The sequence below is a fragment of the Nonomuraea sp. NPDC049486 genome (assembly GCF_040676925.1).
Classification (GTDB): domain Bacteria; phylum Actinomycetota; class Actinomycetes; order Streptosporangiales; family Streptosporangiaceae; genus Nonomuraea; species Nonomuraea ferruginea.
Window position 1 is genome coordinate 1,022,463 of the sequence record NZ_JBFAPV010000001.1, and the last position, 16,591, is coordinate 1,039,053.

The 16,591-nt window shown below is 70.9% G+C and carries 13 protein-coding genes; 8 read left to right on the forward strand and 5 right to left on the reverse strand.

Annotation, left to right across the window (positions count from 1 at the left end; all coding sequences use genetic code 11):
- Positions 1–258 precede the first annotated feature (258 nt).
- Positions 259–1,572, forward strand: coding sequence for a sensor histidine kinase (locus AB0K05_RS04805; RefSeq protein ID WP_271279386.1), 1,314 nt, complete (start codon positions 259–261; stop codon positions 1,570–1,572).
- 110 nt (positions 1,573–1,682) lie between these two features.
- Positions 1,683–2,696, forward strand: coding sequence for a hypothetical protein (locus AB0K05_RS04810; protein ID WP_364226676.1), 1,014 nt, complete (start codon positions 1,683–1,685; stop codon positions 2,694–2,696).
- Here the strand turns inward: AB0K05_RS04810 and AB0K05_RS04815 are convergent.
- Both AB0K05_RS04815 and leuE read right to left on the reverse strand, forming a co-directional pair.
- On the reverse strand, positions 2,604–3,245 hold the full coding sequence (locus AB0K05_RS04815; RefSeq protein ID WP_271279384.1) for a VC0807 family protein: 642 nt from the start codon (positions 3,243–3,245) through the stop codon (positions 2,604–2,606). The two genes, AB0K05_RS04810 and AB0K05_RS04815, sit on opposite strands and share 93 nt — an antisense overlap.
- A 218-nt stretch (positions 3,246–3,463) precedes the next feature.
- Positions 3,464–4,123, reverse strand: a complete 660-nt coding sequence (gene leuE, locus AB0K05_RS04820) for a leucine efflux protein LeuE (protein WP_219549279.1) — start codon at positions 4,121–4,123, stop codon at positions 3,464–3,466.
- A gap of 151 nt (positions 4,124–4,274) precedes the next feature.
- Between leuE and AB0K05_RS04825 the strand changes: the two genes are divergently transcribed.
- From AB0K05_RS04825 to AB0K05_RS04835, 3 genes are all read left to right on the forward strand, one after another.
- Positions 4,275–6,104 carry a M14 family zinc carboxypeptidase gene (locus tag AB0K05_RS04825; RefSeq protein WP_271279382.1) on the forward strand — a complete coding sequence of 610 codons (1,830 nt, stop codon included), beginning with the start codon at positions 4,275–4,277 and terminating at the stop codon, positions 6,102–6,104.
- A gap of 227 nt (positions 6,105–6,331) precedes the next feature.
- The gene (locus AB0K05_RS04830; RefSeq protein WP_364226681.1) at positions 6,332–7,906 is read left to right on the forward strand and encodes a cellulose binding domain-containing protein; all 1,575 of its coding nucleotides are present in this window, start codon (positions 6,332–6,334) and stop codon (positions 7,904–7,906) included.
- Positions 7,907–7,917: 11 nt separating this feature from the next.
- The gene (locus AB0K05_RS04835) at positions 7,918–9,342 is read left to right on the forward strand and encodes a carbohydrate-binding protein (protein WP_271279380.1); all 1,425 of its coding nucleotides are present in this window, start codon (positions 7,918–7,920) and stop codon (positions 9,340–9,342) included.
- Positions 9,343–9,378: 36 nt separating this feature from the next.
- Here the strand turns inward: AB0K05_RS04835 and AB0K05_RS04840 are convergent, their stop codons facing one another.
- Positions 9,379–10,971: a molybdopterin-dependent oxidoreductase gene (locus AB0K05_RS04840; protein WP_271279379.1), complete on the reverse strand. Its 1,593-nt coding sequence runs from the start codon at positions 10,969–10,971 to the stop codon at positions 9,379–9,381.
- A 116-nt stretch (positions 10,972–11,087) separates the two neighbouring features.
- Between AB0K05_RS04840 and AB0K05_RS04845 the strand changes: the two genes are divergently transcribed.
- Complete coding sequence (locus AB0K05_RS04845; protein WP_345482627.1) at positions 11,088–12,461, forward strand: hypothetical protein; 1,374 nt, start codon at positions 11,088–11,090, stop codon at positions 12,459–12,461.
- Here AB0K05_RS04845 and erm read toward each other — a convergent pair.
- Positions 12,450–13,271 carry an ErmE/ErmH/ErmO/ErmR family 23S rRNA (adenine(2058)-N(6))-methyltransferase gene (gene erm / locus AB0K05_RS04850; RefSeq protein WP_148033723.1) on the reverse strand — a complete coding sequence of 274 codons (822 nt, stop codon included), beginning with the start codon at positions 13,269–13,271 and terminating at the stop codon, positions 12,450–12,452. The two genes, AB0K05_RS04845 and erm, sit on opposite strands and share 12 nt — an antisense overlap.
- Positions 13,272–13,532: 261 nt before the next feature.
- Between erm and AB0K05_RS04855 the strand changes: the two genes are divergently transcribed.
- Both AB0K05_RS04855 and AB0K05_RS04860 read left to right on the forward strand, forming a co-directional pair.
- Complete coding sequence (locus AB0K05_RS04855; RefSeq protein ID WP_364226687.1) at positions 13,533–14,387, forward strand: hypothetical protein; 855 nt, start codon at positions 13,533–13,535, stop codon at positions 14,385–14,387.
- Positions 14,388–14,438: 51 nt separating this feature from the next.
- A complete protein-coding gene (locus tag AB0K05_RS04860; RefSeq protein ID WP_364226690.1) occupies positions 14,439–15,113 on the forward strand; it encodes a helix-turn-helix transcriptional regulator in 675 nt (224 codons plus the stop codon).
- On the opposite strand, the gene AB0K05_RS04865 is transcribed toward AB0K05_RS04860, so the two are convergent.
- Positions 15,070–16,149, reverse strand: a complete 1,080-nt coding sequence (locus AB0K05_RS04865; RefSeq protein ID WP_261808782.1) for an AI-2E family transporter — start codon at positions 16,147–16,149, stop codon at positions 15,070–15,072. The two genes, AB0K05_RS04860 and AB0K05_RS04865, sit on opposite strands and share 44 nt — an antisense overlap.
- Between the last annotated feature and the right edge of the window lie 442 nt (positions 16,150–16,591).

Genomic DNA, 16,591 nt, shown 5'->3' on the forward strand with positions numbered 1-16,591 from the left:
ATCCCGCAGGCCACCGCGCATCGGACGATCGGTACGCGGTACCCCCGACTTTCGTCAGGGGCGGCGCTACGACCTCCGGTTGACACCCTTCGATCAAAGCGGCCGGACGGACCCGGCACATCAGTGCGGGCATCCGAGTTGATGGTGGTGCTAGCCCCACCGCCTGCGGGGGAGCGCGAGCCACCCGACTTTCGTCAGGGGCCGGCGCAGACCTTCGGGGGGAGCGGGTCCCGCCTGGTCGCGGATACCGTCGTGGGCGTGAACGGACTACGCCGCGACGACCGTCGCCAGGTGCTCAGAGACGTGGTCCTGTGGGTGCTGCTGGCGATCGTGATCAGCGCCATGGGGCCCGATCCGCTGAGAGACCTCGGCGCGTTCTGCGCGATCACGGTGCCGCGCCTGGCTCTTGGAGCGCTCGCCGTGCTGGTCGGCAGGCCGTGGCCGCTGGCGGCGGTGGTGCTGCTGCTGCCGCTCGGGCCGTGGGACTTCGCCGACAGCCTGGCCACCTCCGACATCACCTGGCTCATCCCCGGCGCCATCCAGGTCAAGATCTTCCCGTTCGCGCCGGTCTCGCCGTTCTCCATCTGGTACGCCTACCTCGCCGGACGCCGCCTGCCCCGGGCCCTGCCGTGGTCCATCCGGATACCGGGCGCCGGGCTGGTCGCCGTCCTGATCACCGCGATCGGCGTCGTCCTCGTCGTCGCCGGGGGCGGCGCGGCCGGTCTGTGGATCACCATGGTCAGCGGCCTGATCGGCACCTACCTGGTCCCGTACCTCCTGGGCCTGCTCCGCAGGCGGCTCCTGCAGCAGCGGGACCAGGCGCGGCAGGCGGCCGAGGCGCAGGCACGGCTGCGCGAGCGGGCGCGCATCGCCCGCGACATGCACGACTCGCTCGGCCACGACCTGGCGCTCATCGCCGTCCGCGCCGCCGGCCTCGAACTGTCCCCCACCCTCGAACCCGCCCACGCCAGAGCGGCGAGCGAACTGCGCGCGGCGGCGGCGGACGCCACCGAGCGGCTCCGCCAGATCATCGGCGTCCTCCGCGAAGACACCGACGCCGCCCCCCTCGCCCCCACCACCGAAGAGGCGCGAGTCGCCATCACACCGCACCCCCCGGCACGCGAAACCGGCCCCGTCACTCCGTCCGTTCCGGCAGGTGAGGAGGATGTTGTCGCGGGGGCCGCTCGCGCGGGCGACGATGTCGCGTCGCCTCCTACGGCGGGCGATGACGCCGAGGTGCGGGAGGACGTGGTGGCGCTGGTGGAACGGGCCCGTGATTCCGGGATGGCGATCACGCTGCGGCTGGAGAGACCGATTCCCGGCCTGGCGCACCGGGTGGTGCAGGAAGGGCTGACGAACGTCGCCAAGCACGCGCCGGGCGCCGTGATCGAGGTCGCGGTCACCCCGCACCTGGTCGCCGTCCGCAACGGCCCGCCCGCCCACGCCCCCCAGGTCACCGCGACCGGCGGCTTCGGCCTGCCGGGGCTGAGGGAGCGGGTGCGCCTGGCGGGCGGCACCCTCCGGGCCGGCCCAGCGGACGGCGGCTACGAACTGGCCGCGGAACTGCCGTGAGTCCCCCGTACGGAAGCTCAGACGTACGGAGCTGCTCTCCCCCGTACGGGGGAGCGGGATCCCCTGCCCGCGTGAGGCCCGCGAGCGGCCGGAAGAGCAGCCTGGGAGGTATGAACGAGACACCGAGAGCCGGCGTGGGCCGGGTCACCGCGGCGATCGTGGCCATGGCCGCCATGCTTCCCTACCTCACGCTCAAGGTCCTCTGGCTGACGGGCAGCCCGGTCGGCGTCACCGACCCGGCGCTCATGGACGACTCGACGATGTACGGCATGAACGTGCTGACGTTCGGCATGGACGCCGTCGCGCTGGTCCTGGCGCTCGGGTTCACCATGCGGTGGGGGATGCGGCTGCCCGCCTGGCTGGTGCTGCTGCCGCTGTGGGTCGGCACCGGCCTGCTCGGCGTGATCGTGGTCACGACGCCGCTGGGGCTGCTGCTCGAAGGGGCGGCTCTGTTCGACGTCGGCGGCCCGATCGAGCCCTGGGTCTACGTCATGGTCTACGGCGGGTTCATCGGGCAGGGCATCGGACTCATGGCCGCTTTCGTGCTCTACGCCCGGGACCGCTGGCCCGCCGTCTTCACCACCACCGCCGAGGCCCCGTACCAGTCGCTGACGAGACCGTTCCAGCGGGTGGTGGCGTGGGGCTCGCTGCTGGTGGCGGCCGTCATCGGGGGTGTCCGCTTCTCGTGGGCGTTCGGCGGCGACGCGGGGCTGCCGCCGGAGGCCGCCGCGGCGATGACCTCGGCGGGCGCGCTCCAGCAGGGGATCAAGGGTTTGCTGGCCGTGGCGGCGGGCGTGGCGCTGGTGGCCCTGGTCAGGGCGAACGCCCGCCGGCCGTTCTGGCAGCCGCTGGTCGTGGCCTGGCTGGGGTCCGGGTCGCTGTTCGGCTGGGGCCTCTACGCGATGATCATCACGGCCACGGCGGCGCCGCTCAGCGGCGGAGCCACCGGGCTGACCGACCTGCTGGAGCTGTTCGGCATGCTGACCGGGATGGCCATGGGGATGTGTGGAGCGTTCCTGCTGGCCGAACGGTCAGCCGTGCGCCACGTGCAGCCGGCGCAGCAGCCGCTTGAAGCCGAAGACGGAGACGGCGATCGCCAGCCCGCTTATCACGGCCACCGCTGACGTGCGCAGCACGATGTACCCGCTGAGCGAGCCCGAGAGCGACTCGTATATCGCCAGCGCGATGCTCAGGCCCGAGTTCATCAGCAGGACGAACGCCCACAGCAGCGTGATCCTGGCGAAGAACCTGCGGACCCGCTCGTGCTTGAGCACCGCGTTCGGCAGGTGGATGTAGTCGAGGGTGAGCTTCTCCACGAGCGGCCTGTTCAGCCGCACGGACGCGAGGAAGGCGATGCCGATGCAGATGGTGCCGAGCTCGGGCTGGATGAAGTACCACATCCACGTGCCGGTCCACAGCCCGATCACCGTGCGCAGCGTGATCGCCGCGGCGGCCAGATACATCGTGGCCGGCACCCGGATCCTCCTGATCAGCCGCCATGCCACGCCCACGTAGACCCACGAGCAGGTCAGGATGAGCGCCCACTGGAGGCCGAGCAGCATCATCGCGGCATAGAACACCACCAGGGGAGCGACCACAGCTTCCAGCAACTGCGGGGCGGCCTGACGGGCCAGGGCGGTCAGACGAGGCAGGGTGACGGGAGGGTGGTTCAACGCTTGCTCCGCAGATTGGGCCGACGGGCTGGGACTACCCCGGCTTCGGGCCGGCAGGCTTGCCGGACGGACCGCTCGATGTCACCCAGCGGCCACCCTGGCATACTCCGACCTTCGCATCCGGGGGTTGCCGGGCGCTTTCCGGTGGCTTACCGTACCCGACCCCCTAAGGGGCGACTGCCTCTTTTGACACGTTGAGAATGGCGGCCCGGCGGCGATCAGCTCAGCGACGAGGCCGCGAGCGACGCACCGAAAGCGACGAACACCGCACCGACACCCGAGGTCAGGCCCGCACTGAGCCGCCGCCGGGACCGGAACTGGGCGGCCAGGAAAGAGCCGCAGAAAATCAGCGCTGTGAGATAGAGCGCGCTGAACACCTGGATGATCGAGCCCAGGATGAGGAACGAGAGCGCGGGCGTGGCGTAACCCGGGTCGACGAACTGGACGAAGAACGACACGAAGAACAGGATCGCCTTGGGGTTGAGCAGGCTGATCGCCAGCGCCTTGCCGAACGGGCGCGGGGCACGCGACACCCGCTCGGGGCCGCTCGTCACGGCCGCGGCGACGTCCTTGTTGCGCCACGCGCGCCAGGCTCCCCGGATCATCTGGAGCCCCAACCAGGCCAGATAGACCGCACCCGCGTACTTCACGATGGTGAACACCAACGGCGCGGAGCGCAGCAGCGAGGCGGCGCCCGCCGCGGACAGCAGCATCAGCACGGTGTCGCCGACGAACACCCCGCCCGCCGCCCGGTATCCCTGCCGCACGCCGTGCTGCGCGGCCTGGGCGAGCACGAACAGCGAATTCGGTCCCGGCAACAGAATGATCAGAAAAGCGCCGATGACATATGTCCAGATATCCGTGATGCCGAAGAACATCCCGCCTCGCTCCAGGCCTGACATGGGGGTGACAATGCAGATTACCCCTACCGGGGAGGCGTAGATTGGGCCTTCCCCCGCACAGGGCGCCTCTTCACTCTCAGTTCAGGCGCGCGTCAACACCCGAGCCCGCGCGCCCTAGGAGGACGAGGTGCACCGCCGTTTGGTCATCCTGCTCGCCGCCCTGTCCCTGGTCTGCCTGACCGGCGCGACCGGGGCGGGGGCATCCGCCGAGCCACCCCCCAACAAGCAGTACCGCGTCCAGGGCCCGTCGAACGCGCAGGAACGCAGCGCGGTCGCGGCCACCGGCGCGGCCATCGACGAGGTGACGAAGGAGTCGGTCCTCATCACCGCCACGGAAGCCGAGGTCACCGCCATCAGGAACCTCGGTTACCGGGTCGCGGAGGTCCCGCGCCCGAGATCCACGTCCGATGCCGCGGCCGCTGACTTCCCGCCATCGGACTCCGCCTACCACAACTACGCCGAGATGATCGCGTACATCGACGACCTGGTCGCCGACCATCCGGGCATCGCGAGCAAGTTCTCGTACGGGACCTCGTACGAAGGCAGGCAGCTCGTCGGCGTCAAGATCAGCGACAACGTCGCGACGGACGAGGCGGAGACGGAGGTGCTGTTCACCGCCCACCAGCACGCCCGCGAGCACCTCACCGTCGAGATGGCGCTCTACATCATGGACCTGCTCACCGACGGGTACGGCAGCGACTCCAGGGTCACCTCCCTGGTGAACTCCCGCGAGATCTGGATCATGCCGGACCTCAACCCGGACGGCGGCGAGTACGACATCGCCACGGGCAGCTACCGGTCCTGGCGCAAGAACAGGCAGCCGAACAGCGGCACCTCCGCCGTCGGCACCGACCTCAACCGCAACTGGGGCTACCAGTGGGGCTGCTGCGGCGGCTCCTCCGGCTCGCCTTCCAGCGACACCTACCGGGGCCCGTCGGCCGAGTCGGCGCCCGAGGTCCGCGCCGTCGCGAACTGGGTACGCGGCCGCGTCGTCGGCGGTGTGCAGCAGATCAAGGCGCACATCGACTGGCACACCTACAGCGAGCTGATCCTGTGGCCCTACGGCTACACCTTCAACGACACCGCGCCAGGTCTGACGCTGGACGACAGGAACGCGCACGCCACCCTCGGCCAGAGCATGGCCTCGACGAACAGCTACACCCCCGAGCAGGCCAGCGACCTCTACATCACCGACGGCACCATCAACGACTGGCTGTGGGGCGTCTACAAGATCTTCAGCTACACGTTCGAGATGTACCCGACCGGCTCCAGCCCCGGCTTCTACCCTCCCGACGAGCAGATCGTGCCGCAGACCACCCGCAACAAGGAGGCCACGCTGCGGTTCCTGGAGTACTCCGACTGCGTCTACCGGATCATCGGCAAGGAGTCCCAGTACTGCGGCACCGGCACCCCGCCGACGACCGTCTACTCGGACACCTTCGAGACCGCCACCGGCTGGACGGTCAACCCGAACGGCACCGACACGGCCACCCTCGGCCAGTGGGAGCGCGGTGACCCCGCCGACACCTCCTCCTCGGGCCCCAAGCAGCTCGGCACCACGGTCAGCGGCAGCAACGACCTGGTGACCGGCCGCCTGGCCGGCAGCTCGGCGGGCGCGTACGACATCGACGGCGGCGTCACCTCGATCCAGTCGCCGCCGATCACGCTGCCCGCCGGCGGGACCACCAGCCTGTCGCTGTCCTGGTACCTGGCGCACGGGTCGAACGCGACCAGCGCCGACTACTTCCGGGTCAGGGTCGTGGGCAACACCACGGCCACCGTCTTCCAGCAGGCGGGCGCCGCGTCCGACCGGGACGCCGCGTGGAGCGTGGCCACCGCGGACATCAGCTCGTTCGCCGGGCAGACGGTGCGCATCCTCATCGAGGCCGCCGACCTGTCCACCGCCTCGCTCGTCGAGGCGGCGGTCGACGACGTCCGGATCACGCGGCAGAACTGAACCGTCCGTGCCCCGCCACCTCGCGTGGCGGGGTATCGGAGGCGGTGACGCATTGGGTCTTGTAAGCCCGGGGTGTCAAGGCTACGATCACGTCAACTCTTAGGAAACTTTCCTAACAGATCGGACCTCTTGACGGCTCGCGTCTGCCTCCGCGGGCCGTGCCGTGCGGCTTGCGCTCTCACCCCCCGGCGCAAGCCGCGCGGTACGCCACCGACAAGGACGACAATGTGAAAGCACGCGTGATCCTGGTCGTGCTCGCGACCCTCGCACTCGGACTCACCGCATCCCCCGCCCAAGCCGCCTCGGCGACCGCCGCCTTCACCAAGATGTCCGACTGGGGCACCGGTTTCGAAGGCAAAATCACCGTCACCAACGGCACCTCCAGCCCGATGAACGGCTGGAACGTCCAGTTCGACCTCCCGTCAGGCTTCTCGATCGCGTCCGCCTGGGACGCCACGCAGTCCAGGAACGGGCAGCACTACACCTTCACCAACCCCTCCTGGGCGCCCGCCCTCGCCCCCGGCGCGAGCGCGAGCTTCGGCTTCACCGGCAGCCCCGGCAACTTCCCCGGCATCACCGGCTGCACGCTCAACGGCGCGCCCTGCGACGGCGGCACCGTCCCGGGCGTCCCCGGCAAACCCGGCGGTCTCACCGCGACAGGCGGCGTCGGCGCCATCACCCTGACCTGGACCCCAGCGAGCGGCGCCGTCGACGGCTACCGCGTCTACGAAGGCTCCGCTGTCAAGGCCGCTGTCAGCTCGGCCACCGCGACCATCACCGGCCTCGGCGCCTGCGAGACCCGCACCTACACCGTCCGGGCGCACAACGGCGCGGGCGAGTCGGCGCCCAGCGACCCCGCCACCGCCACCACCGCCGGCTGCGACCCCGGCGAGCCGGGGGAGGGGCTGCCCAAGCACTTCCTCACCGGCTACTGGCACAACTTCGTCAACCCCGCCACCGAACTGCGCCTGTCGGCCGTGCCCGACGAGTACGACCTGATCGCCATCGCGTTCGGCGAGGCCACCGCCACCCCCGGCGAGGTCGTCTTCGGCGTCGACCCGGGCCTGGCGAGCGCGCTCGGCGGCTACACCGACGCCCAGTTCAGGGCCGACGTCCGGGCGCTCAAGCAGCGCGGCAAGAAGGTCATCCTCTCCGTCGGCGGCGAGGCCGGGCGGGTGCAGGTCGCCAGTGCAGCCGCCGCGACCAGGTTCGCCGACTCCGTGTACGGGATCATGACGTCGTACGGGTTCGACGGCGTGGACATCGACCTGGAGAACGGGCTCAACGCCACCTACATGGCCCAGGCGCTCCGGGCGCTGCACGCCAAGGCCGGCTCCGGACTGATCATCACGATGGCGCCGCAGACCATCGACATGCAGTCGACCGGGATGGAGTACTTCAAGCTCGCCCTGTCGATCAAGGACATCCTCACGGTCGTCCACATGCAGTACTACAACTCGGGCTCCATGCTCGGCTGCGACCAGGCGTGGGCGTACTCCCAGGGCTCGGTCGACTTCCTGACCGCGCTCGCCTGCATCCAGCTGGAGAACGGGCTGCGCCCCGACCAGGTGGCGCTGGGCCTGCCCGCCGGGCCGGGCGCCGCGGGCGGCGGCGTGGTCGCGCCCGCCGTCGTCAACCAGGCGCTCGACTGCCTGGCCACCCGCACCCGCTGCGGATCGTTCGTACCCCCGCGCGCCTACCCCGGGATCAGGGGCGCGATGACCTGGTCCATCAACTGGGACGCCACCCACAACTGGAACTTCTCGAAGACCGTCAAGCCGCACCTCCGAGGAATGTCATGAAATTTCGACGTATGTTCCTTGCGTTACTCGCCTCCCTCGCCATGACCCTCTCCGGCCTCGCCACCGTCGCCGCCCCCGCCGCGTACGGCGCGACGGCCGCCGCCTACGCGGCCTGGACGGCCTGGACCCCCTACACCGCCGGCACCCGCGTCACCCACAACGGCGTCGACTACGAGTGCCTCCAGAGCCACACCTCCCAGCCGGGCTGGGAGCCCAACGTCGTGCCCGCCCTGTGGAAGCAGGTCGGCGGCGGCAGCGGCGGGGACACCCAGGCGCCGTCCGTGCCGGGCAACCTGCGCTCGACCGGCGTCACCTCCAGCAGCGTCTCGCTCGCCTGGAACGCCGCCACCGACAACGTCGGCGTCACCGGCTACGACGTCTACCGGGGCGGCAGCCTGGTGACGACCGTCGGCGGCACCTCGTACACCGACACCGGCCGCGCGGCGAACACCGGCTACACCTACACCGTCAGGGCCCGCGACGCCGCCGGCAACCAGTCCGGCCACAGCAACTCCGTCACCGCACGCACCTCCACCGGCGGCGACGACCCCGGCCCGAACCCGAGCCGGATGCCCGGCGCCCCCTACCTCTGGATGGGCTGGGGCAACCCGCCCAACCCGGGCGCCGTCATGGACGCGACCGGCGTCAAGTCGTTCACCATGGCGTTCATCCTGTCCAGCGGCGGCTGCAACCCGGCATGGGACGGCCAGCGCCCCCTCACCGGCGGCGCCGACCAGCAGGCGATCAACACGATCAAGTCCAAGGGCGGCAGCGTCCAGATCTCCTTCGGCGGCTGGCAGGGCAACAAGCTCGGCCCGAACTGCGCCACCCCGCAGGCCTTCGCCGGCGCCGTGCAGCAGGTCATCAACGCGGTCGGCCCGGCCGTGGTCGACTTCGACATCGAGAACTACGACGAGTTCGAGAACTACACCGTGCAGGACCGCATCCTGAACGGCCTCAAGATCGTCAAGCAGAACAACCCGAACGTCAAGGTCGTCGTCACCTTCGGCACCAGCAGAACCGGCCCGAACGCGCACGGCGTCCGCCTGATCAACCAGGCCAGAGCGCTGAACGTGCCGATCGACAACTTCACGATCATGCCGTTCGACTTCGGCAGCTCCAACATCTACCAGGACACCGTCAACGCCTCGGAGGGCCTGAAGAACGCGCTCAAGAACGCCTACGGCTACACCGACGCGCAGGCATACGCCCGCATGGGCATCTCCGGCATGAACGGCCTGTCCGACCAGCAGGAGCTGACCACCCCGCAGACGTGGACGCAGATCCGCGACTGGGCCAGGTCCAAGGGCCTGAACCGGCTCGCGTACTGGGGCGTCAACCGTGACCGCCCCTGCCCCGGCGGCGGCGTCGTCTCCAACTGCAGCGGCATCTCCCAGGCCGAGTGGGAGTTCACCCGCATCACGGCGGGCTTCTGACAAGACCCGAGCCCGGGGCGGCGCCCCCGCCCCGGCTCACGGCAACCGCACGAGCTGGGTGGGCTTGAGCGGCACCCCCACCCCCGGCGGACGGTAGACCGGCAGCGCCTCCCCGTACTCGTACATCCAGGCGTGGTCCACCACCGTCCGCATCCCGGGCTCACCCGGCTCCGGCTCCTCCCGGGCCGGCTCCACCTGCCCGTCCGACAGCTTCGCCACCATGTCGGCGACCAGTCTGGAGTCCGGAGTGGCCAGATCGCACCGTTCGTCCGGCCCGATCAGCAGGTCCACCTGCGGCGGCAGCGGGTAGATCCACCGCGGCAGCGCCAGCACCCGCGGCGGCGGCGCCATCGGCAGCCCGCCGCGCACCGCGTCCAGCAGCACCGTCCGCGACGTCCGCCGGTCGAACATCCCGTCGGCCAGCGCCCAGCTCAACGCCCCCAGGTCCGCCCGGTCCTCGCCGCACGCGTGCAGCACCAGGTACGGCACGAGCGGCACGCCCGCCCCGCCCGACGCCTGCGCCCACCCCCGGCGGCAGCCGGTGAGCACGAGCAGCGCCAGCATCGCCCGGTAGGCGGTGTCGGCGTGCGGCGTGTCGAGCCAGCCGGGCACCACGATGCACCGCCCGCCCGTCTTCTCGGCCGTGACGCCCAGCTCCCTGGCCAGCTTCAGCGCCCGCGAGGCCGCCACCCCGGTGTGCGCCTCCTGCCAGCCGGGCGTGTACGGGGAGGTCTTGTCGTCGTAGCCGTCCGGCCAGCTCCCCGGCAGACCCGGCCGGGCCAGCCCGTACACCGCCAGCAGCAGGTCGAACACGGTCGTCACCAGGCCCTCGCCGTCGCGCACCGCCGGCACCCCGCGGCGCAGCACGCCCGGCCCCACGTCGAAGCGCGGCAGCAGCACCTCCGTCGCCGCCGCCCCGTCGCCCCCGTACAGGCTGAGCCGCCCGGCGTCGCGGCCGAGCAGCCCGCCGGGCACCAGCCCGTCCTCCAGCTCGCGCAGCCGCACCAGGGCCGGCAGGTCGGTGCGCGCCATCGCGTGCGCGGCGAACGCCGGCCGGTCCAGGAAGAACTCCTTGAGCAGCACGTGCCCGACCGCCATGGCCAGCGCCCCGTCTGTGCCCGGCCGCACCACGAGCGTCTCGTCCGACAGCCGCGTCGGGTGCGGGCCGATGGCCACCACCTTCTGCCCCTTGTACCGACCGGCGATCACCCACGGTGATCCGGGCGCGCGCACGTTCCTGTTGTTCTCCCCCCAGAGCAGTACGTACGCGGCATTCGCCCAGTCCTCCGCCCGCGGCCCTTCGAAACGCGGGCCGAGCAGCTGCTCGGGCGCGCTCGACTGCTCGGTGAGCACCGCGCCGCCCATCCCGCGTACGAGCCCGGCCAGCGGCGAGGTCGCCAGCGCCGCCACCTGGTCGGCGCCGTGCTCGGACGCGGTGTGCACGATGGCCGCCGCGGCCAGCTCGGCGGCCGTCGCGTCGTCCAGGGGGACCCGGCGGCCACCCCGCGCCTGCCGGTAAACCTCAGAGTTCGCTGTGAGTTTCGCCCAGGCGGCGACCGGGTCATGCAGCCCTTCGCGCACCTCGAAATAGAGCCTGACCAGTGTCTGGTTGACTTCGGATCCCCCCATGCGAAAAGTTCAGCACAGACGGTCATGTTCTGACGCGTTACGACCCCGCATGTCGGAGATCCGGAAACAAAGCCGTGTGGCAGCGCGGAGGGGCGTAGGGCAGTCTAGGTCCCGCCATGGAAACTGCACTCCCTATCGCGATCATCCTCGTCACCGGCCTCGCGCTCGCCCTCGTCGCCCAGTGGCGCGACTGGCGACCGCCGCTCTGGGCCGCCTTGGCCGTCGGTGTGGTGGTCCGCGTCGTGCTGATGTTCTTCGCGGCGGGCGACGCCCACCAGCCGGTCGACTTCGTCAACAGCTTCAAACCGGCGGGCGAGGCCGTGCTCAACGGCCAGGACCCGGTCCTGGCCAGCAAGGGCGGCTGGCACTTCCTGCCGACGATCCCGTACGTGTACGGCATCCTGCTGTGGCTCGGCATCCCGTGGGAGTGGTCCGGCCGGATCGTCACCGTGGTGGCCGACATCGTGCTCATCCCGCTGGTGGCCAAGCTCGCCGGTGGGCCGAAGGCCTCGCTGCGCGCCTTCCAGTACGCGCTCAACCCGCTCGCGCTGATGGTCGCCTGCCTCCATGGCCAGGTCGAGCCGGTGGCGCTGGTGTTCGGGGTGGCCGCGTTCGTGGTCGCCCGCGGCCCCGGCGCCCCCACCCCCCGGATGGACGTCATCGCCGTGACCAGGCGGGCGCTGGCCGACCACGGCTGGTCCGGTCTCCCCGGATGGGCGCTGCGCACGCTCGGGCAGGCGCTGAGGCCGGGCCCCGGCGACCGGGCGGGCCTCAAACGGGGCGCCTACGCCGGTCTGCTCATGGGCCTGGCGCTGTGCGCCAAGAGCTGGCCGATCTGGCTGGTCCCCGGCATGGTGCTGTTGCTGCCGCAGCTCCGGTCCCGGATCGTGGCGCTGTTCTGCACGGGCGCGGTGCCGCTCTTCTTCCTGGTGACGCTGCCCGTCTTCGCCGGCACCTCGATCAGCCAGATCCCCCAGGTCATCGACACCATCCGGGCCATCCGCCCGATCGTCGGCGAGTGGGGCTGGACCCCCCACTTCACCGGCGGCGACTGGGCGCTGCGCGCGGACCTGGCGACCTTCGGCACCTACCTGATCTACGCGTGCGTCGTGGCCGCGATCATCATCTGGTGGCGGGCCGACCCGATCGACATGACGCTGGCCATCCTGCTGATCTTCATGGTGGTCACGCCCAGGCTGGGCGCGCAGTACCTGCTCTGGTTCATGCCGTTCCTGGTCGCCCGGCCCACCCGGTTCGCCTGGCCGGCGATCATCGGGGTGTCGCTCTGGGCGGGCTACGGCTACCTCTACATGACCCAGTACGAGGACACCGCCTGGTGGCTCCTGCACCAGGACTGGTCGCGGGCGTCGATCGTGCTGCTGCCGGTCCTGCTGGCCGCGATGCCGTGGGGCCGGCGCAACCCGCCCGAGCACGAGACGGCCGGGCCCGCCGCTCCGACGGGCCCGGCACGCCTCACCTCACAGGTCTAGCCGGTCGTACACCGTGAGCCACTGGTCCGGGTGCACGTGGCCGACGACGGCGTCGCGGGCCACCCCGGCGGCGGCGAGGGCGGCGTCCACCCCGTCGTAGCGGGTCCTGAGCGAGGCGCGCAGCGAACCGCCCACCCCGCTGAACCCCAGCTCCACCAGCCGCTGCCAGTCCCGCCCCGAGCCGACCAGCGGCGCCGGCCTGCGCTCGATCCGCAGGATCGCCGAGTCGACCGACGGGATCGGCCGGAAGCTCTCCCGGCCGATCCGGTCGCCCATCCGCCAGGAGAACCACGGCCACGACTCCACCGTGACCAGGCTCCACCGGCCGTAGCCGCCCGCCCGCTTGCGGGCGTACTCCAGCTGGGTGACCATCGTCGCCGAGGTCAGCGACCGGGCCCGCAGGCACCAGCCGACGATCCGCGACGTGGCCGAGTACGGGATGTTGCCCACCACCGCGAACGGCTCGCCCGGCGGGCGGGCCGCGGTGAAGTCGCCGCGCACCACCTCGACGCGCGGATCGTCGCGGGTGCGCGACCTGAGCCGGCCCGCCAGCCGCGGGTCGATCTCGTAGGCGACCACCCGCGCCCCCGCCGCGGCCAGCGCCAGGGTCAGCGCGCCTTCGCCCGCCCCCGGCTCCAGCACCAGGCCCTCGGGAGCGGCGGCCTTGACCACCAGCTCCAGGGCATGCCTGTCGGCCAGGAAGTTCTGGGAGAGCACGCGTCTCGCCCTGTCCCTGGGCGTGCGGCCGCCCGAGCTCCTGGCCTTCTTCTGCGTGTGTGAATGATTTCCGTGCGCGTAATCCTGCGCCACAGCTGCCCTTCCGGGTCCTCGAGTCGATGAATGGCTCGAAGGGCCCCGGGCGCGCCGCGGAACGCGCTCGACCGGTCGCGTCCGCTAGCGGGCCAGAGGCCGGCTGCGGCGAATGCGAACCGCGTAGAAGCAACCTGCGTAAAAGCAACACATGCGGCCGACCGTACGCAGGAGCGCTCACCGACGGCAACCGAATAAGCCCGCGCGCCGCGTCCGATTCGTACAAGCGTCAGGCGGAACGGGGCGACTAGCGTGAACCGCATGGACGTTCTCCACCGTGCACACGGCTACCTGCTGACCCATGCCAGGCTCCTGGACCGGCTCCGCTTCGAGGCCCTGTTCGCGGGCGGCCCAAGGGATCGCGTCCTCGACACCCTGCGCTGCTACCAGAACCCCGACGGCGGCTTCGGCCACGCGCTCGAACCCGACCTGCGCGGCGCCGCCAGCCAGCCGGAGCCGGTCGAGGTCGCGTTCTGGATCCTCGACGAGCTGGACGCCTTCGCCGACCCGATGGTCCGCTCCGCCTGCGACTACCTGGTGTCCGTCACCACCCCCGACGGCGGCGTGCCCTTCTGCCTCCCGACCGTCCGCGAGGCGCCGCGCGCGCCCTGGTGGGAGACCCCGGACGACCCGCCCGGCAACCTCATCCCCACCGCCTCGATCGCCGGCCTCCTGCACAAGCACGGCATCGACCACCCGTGGCGCGGACCGGCCACCGACTTCTGCTGGAGGAGCATCTCCGCCGTCGACAAGACCACCCCGTACGAGGCCCGCGCCATCGTCACCTTCCTCGACCTGGTGGACGACGAGGAGCGGGCGCGGTCGGAGTTCCAGCGGCTCAAGGACGCCATCCTGGCCACGGTCACCTTCGACCCCGAAGCTCCCGGCGACGCCCACTTCCCCCTGGACTTCGCCCCCAGCCCTCTGCGGTTCCCCCTGTTCACGGAGGACGTGCTGGCCCGCCACCTGGACGCCCTGCTGGCGGCCCAGTCGGAGGAAGGCGGCTGGAACGGGAACTGGCCCATGTGGACCCCCGTGGTGGAGCACGAGTGGGGCGGCTACCTCACCGTGGGACGTCTCAGGACTCTCCAGGCCTACGGCCGCCTCCCCACGTAGGGACAACCCCGCCCACGCGGGAATGTCGGTGAGCGGGCGTAGCGTGGAAGCATGTACGCCGAGTGGTCGCCGGAGCCCGCGCTCGCCGGGCGGATCGCCTGCCTGTGGCGGCAGGTGAGCGAGGACGACCGCACCCAGCTCGTCGTGCCCGACGCCTGCGTCGACCTCATCTGGGGCCCTTCCGGCCCGTTCGTGGCAGGCCCCGACACGGGCCCCGTGCCCACGTCGATGCATGTGGGCGACATCTTCACCGGCATCCGCTTCAAGCCCGGCGCGACGGGAGAGGTGTTCGGCGTTCCGCTGTCCGAGCTGCGCGACCAGCGCGTGCCGCTCGACGCGCTCGGCGCCCTCCCGCCTCTGGACGACGCCCCCGACCCCATGCCCGTCCTGCGCGCCGCGATCGCCGACCGCCTGCGCCGCACCCCGCCCCCCGACCCGGCCGCCCCCGCCGCCGCGGCCGCCCTCCGCCGGGGCGACAGCGTCCGCGAGGTCGCGTGGGAGCTGGGGCTGAGTGAGCGCCAGCTCCACCGCAGAAGCGTCGCCAGCTTCGGGTACGCGCCCAAGACCCTGCAGCGCATCGTCCGCTTCCAGCACGCCCTGCGTCTGGCCAGGTCCGGTGTCCCACTCGCCGAGGTGGCCGCGGTCGCCGGCTACGCCGACCAGGCCCACCTGTCCCGCGACGTCAGGCGCCTGAGCGGCGTGACTTTGAGCCGGTTGGCCGCGTGACCGCCGGCGGCCTGTTGGAGATGAGCGCCCCCGCCCACGCCGCGGCCGGATCGCTGTCGATAAGCAGCGCCTTGGCCAGCAGGCTCAGCGGGATGGCGAGGATCGCGCCCAGCGGCCCGAGCACGAACGCCCAGATGATGAGCGAGAGAAACGTCATCGTCGTCGACAGCCCCACCGCGTCGCCGAGAAACTTCGGCAGGAGGAGCGACTGCGTCACCACGTTGAAGACCACGTACGCCGCGACGACCAGCAACATCTCACGCACCCCGGCGTCGAGCAGGGCCAGCGTGGCCGGCGGGACCAGCGCGATGACGAAACCGATGTTGGGGATGTAGTTCGCGATCAGCGCGAGCACCCCCCACAGGAGCGGCAGCGGCACCCCGATGAGATAGAGCGCGATCACGTCCAGGATGGCGTTGATCAGCCCGAACACGGTCGAGACGATCAGGTAGCGCCTGGTCTTGCGGGCGAACCGGCCGAGCGCCTCCACCAGCGCGACCTTCCTGCCCTCCCCGGAGTCGAGCACCCTGGCCGTGATGGGCGCGTCCAGGCACATCGCCAGCATCAGGACGACGATGAGGAACAGGGCGGAGAAGACACCGATCACCCCGCCGAGGAGACTCTGCGCGATGCCGATCACCCGCGCCGGGTCGAAGCTGTCGATCGCCCGGTCGAGCTGCTCGCCGCTGATGCCCCTGGCGATGGCGAAGGCCCGAGCGTCGGTGAGGAGCTCCTCGAACCGCCTGGTGTACGCGGGCGCCAGCTCGCCGAGCTGCACCGCCGCCATCGTCAGCACCCCGGCCATGCCCAGCAGGACGAGCAGCATGATCAGGAACGGCACCGCGACCTGCAGCCACACGGACGCGCCGCGCCGGGCCAGCCACGAGCGCACCGGCGCCACGGCGATCACCAGCACCAGCGCCAGCACGAGCGGCCCGACGACGGACGACACCTCCCGCAGGCCGAACAGCACGATCAGCGCCCCGGCGATCCCCACCAGGATGATGAGCGCCCTCGGCGCGGACTGCTGGTTCACGCACGGTACGTACCCGTGTCGTCACGGTGACACCGAGGTGAACGCCGATTTGACGCCCAGGGGAGGCGTCCATACAGTTCTCCGTGTTCTGAACGGGCGAACCGGTCTCGTGCCGGCTCCCCGCCTCTGCTCTCCATCCTTTGATCAAGTGTCCGGTTGGACAAGGGTCGAAGTTCGGAGTAAGGTAGAGGGGTTGCCTCGGAGACGGGGCGGTTGCTGATTTCTGCAGCTCGATGGGGTTCGCGTCAATTTGACACGAACTTGGGGGGCTGCGAAGATTGGTAACACAAAGACGAAATGAACGCCTCTTCGGCGGGGGCCGCTGGTCGGGTCTTGCCGGGGTGTACGCGTCCGTTTCTTGAGAACTCAACAGTGTGTTAAAAGCCAGTGCATGATGCACAACCCCGTCATGTATTTCTGTGACGGATTCCTTTTTGGTTGG

Excerpts from the sequence above, each read along its gene's own strand:
- AB0K05_RS04810 (WP_364226676.1), top strand. The coding sequence starts at position 1,683 with ATGAACGAGACACCGAGAGCCGGCGTGGGCCGGGTCACCGCGGCGATC.
- leuE (WP_219549279.1), bottom strand. The coding sequence starts at position 4,123 with ATGTTCTTCGGCATCACGGATATCTGGACATATGTCATCGGCGCTTTT.
- AB0K05_RS04835 (WP_271279380.1), top strand. The coding sequence starts at position 7,918 with ATGTTCCTTGCGTTACTCGCCTCCCTCGCCATGACCCTCTCCGGCCTC.
- AB0K05_RS04840 (WP_271279379.1), bottom strand. The coding sequence starts at position 10,971 with ATGGGGGGATCCGAAGTCAACCAGACACTGGTCAGGCTCTATTTCGAG.
- AB0K05_RS04845 (WP_345482627.1), top strand. The coding sequence starts at position 11,088 with ATGGAAACTGCACTCCCTATCGCGATCATCCTCGTCACCGGCCTCGCG.
- AB0K05_RS04855 (WP_364226687.1), top strand. The coding sequence starts at position 13,533 with ATGGACGTTCTCCACCGTGCACACGGCTACCTGCTGACCCATGCCAGG.
- AB0K05_RS04860 (WP_364226690.1), top strand. The coding sequence starts at position 14,439 with ATGTACGCCGAGTGGTCGCCGGAGCCCGCGCTCGCCGGGCGGATCGCC.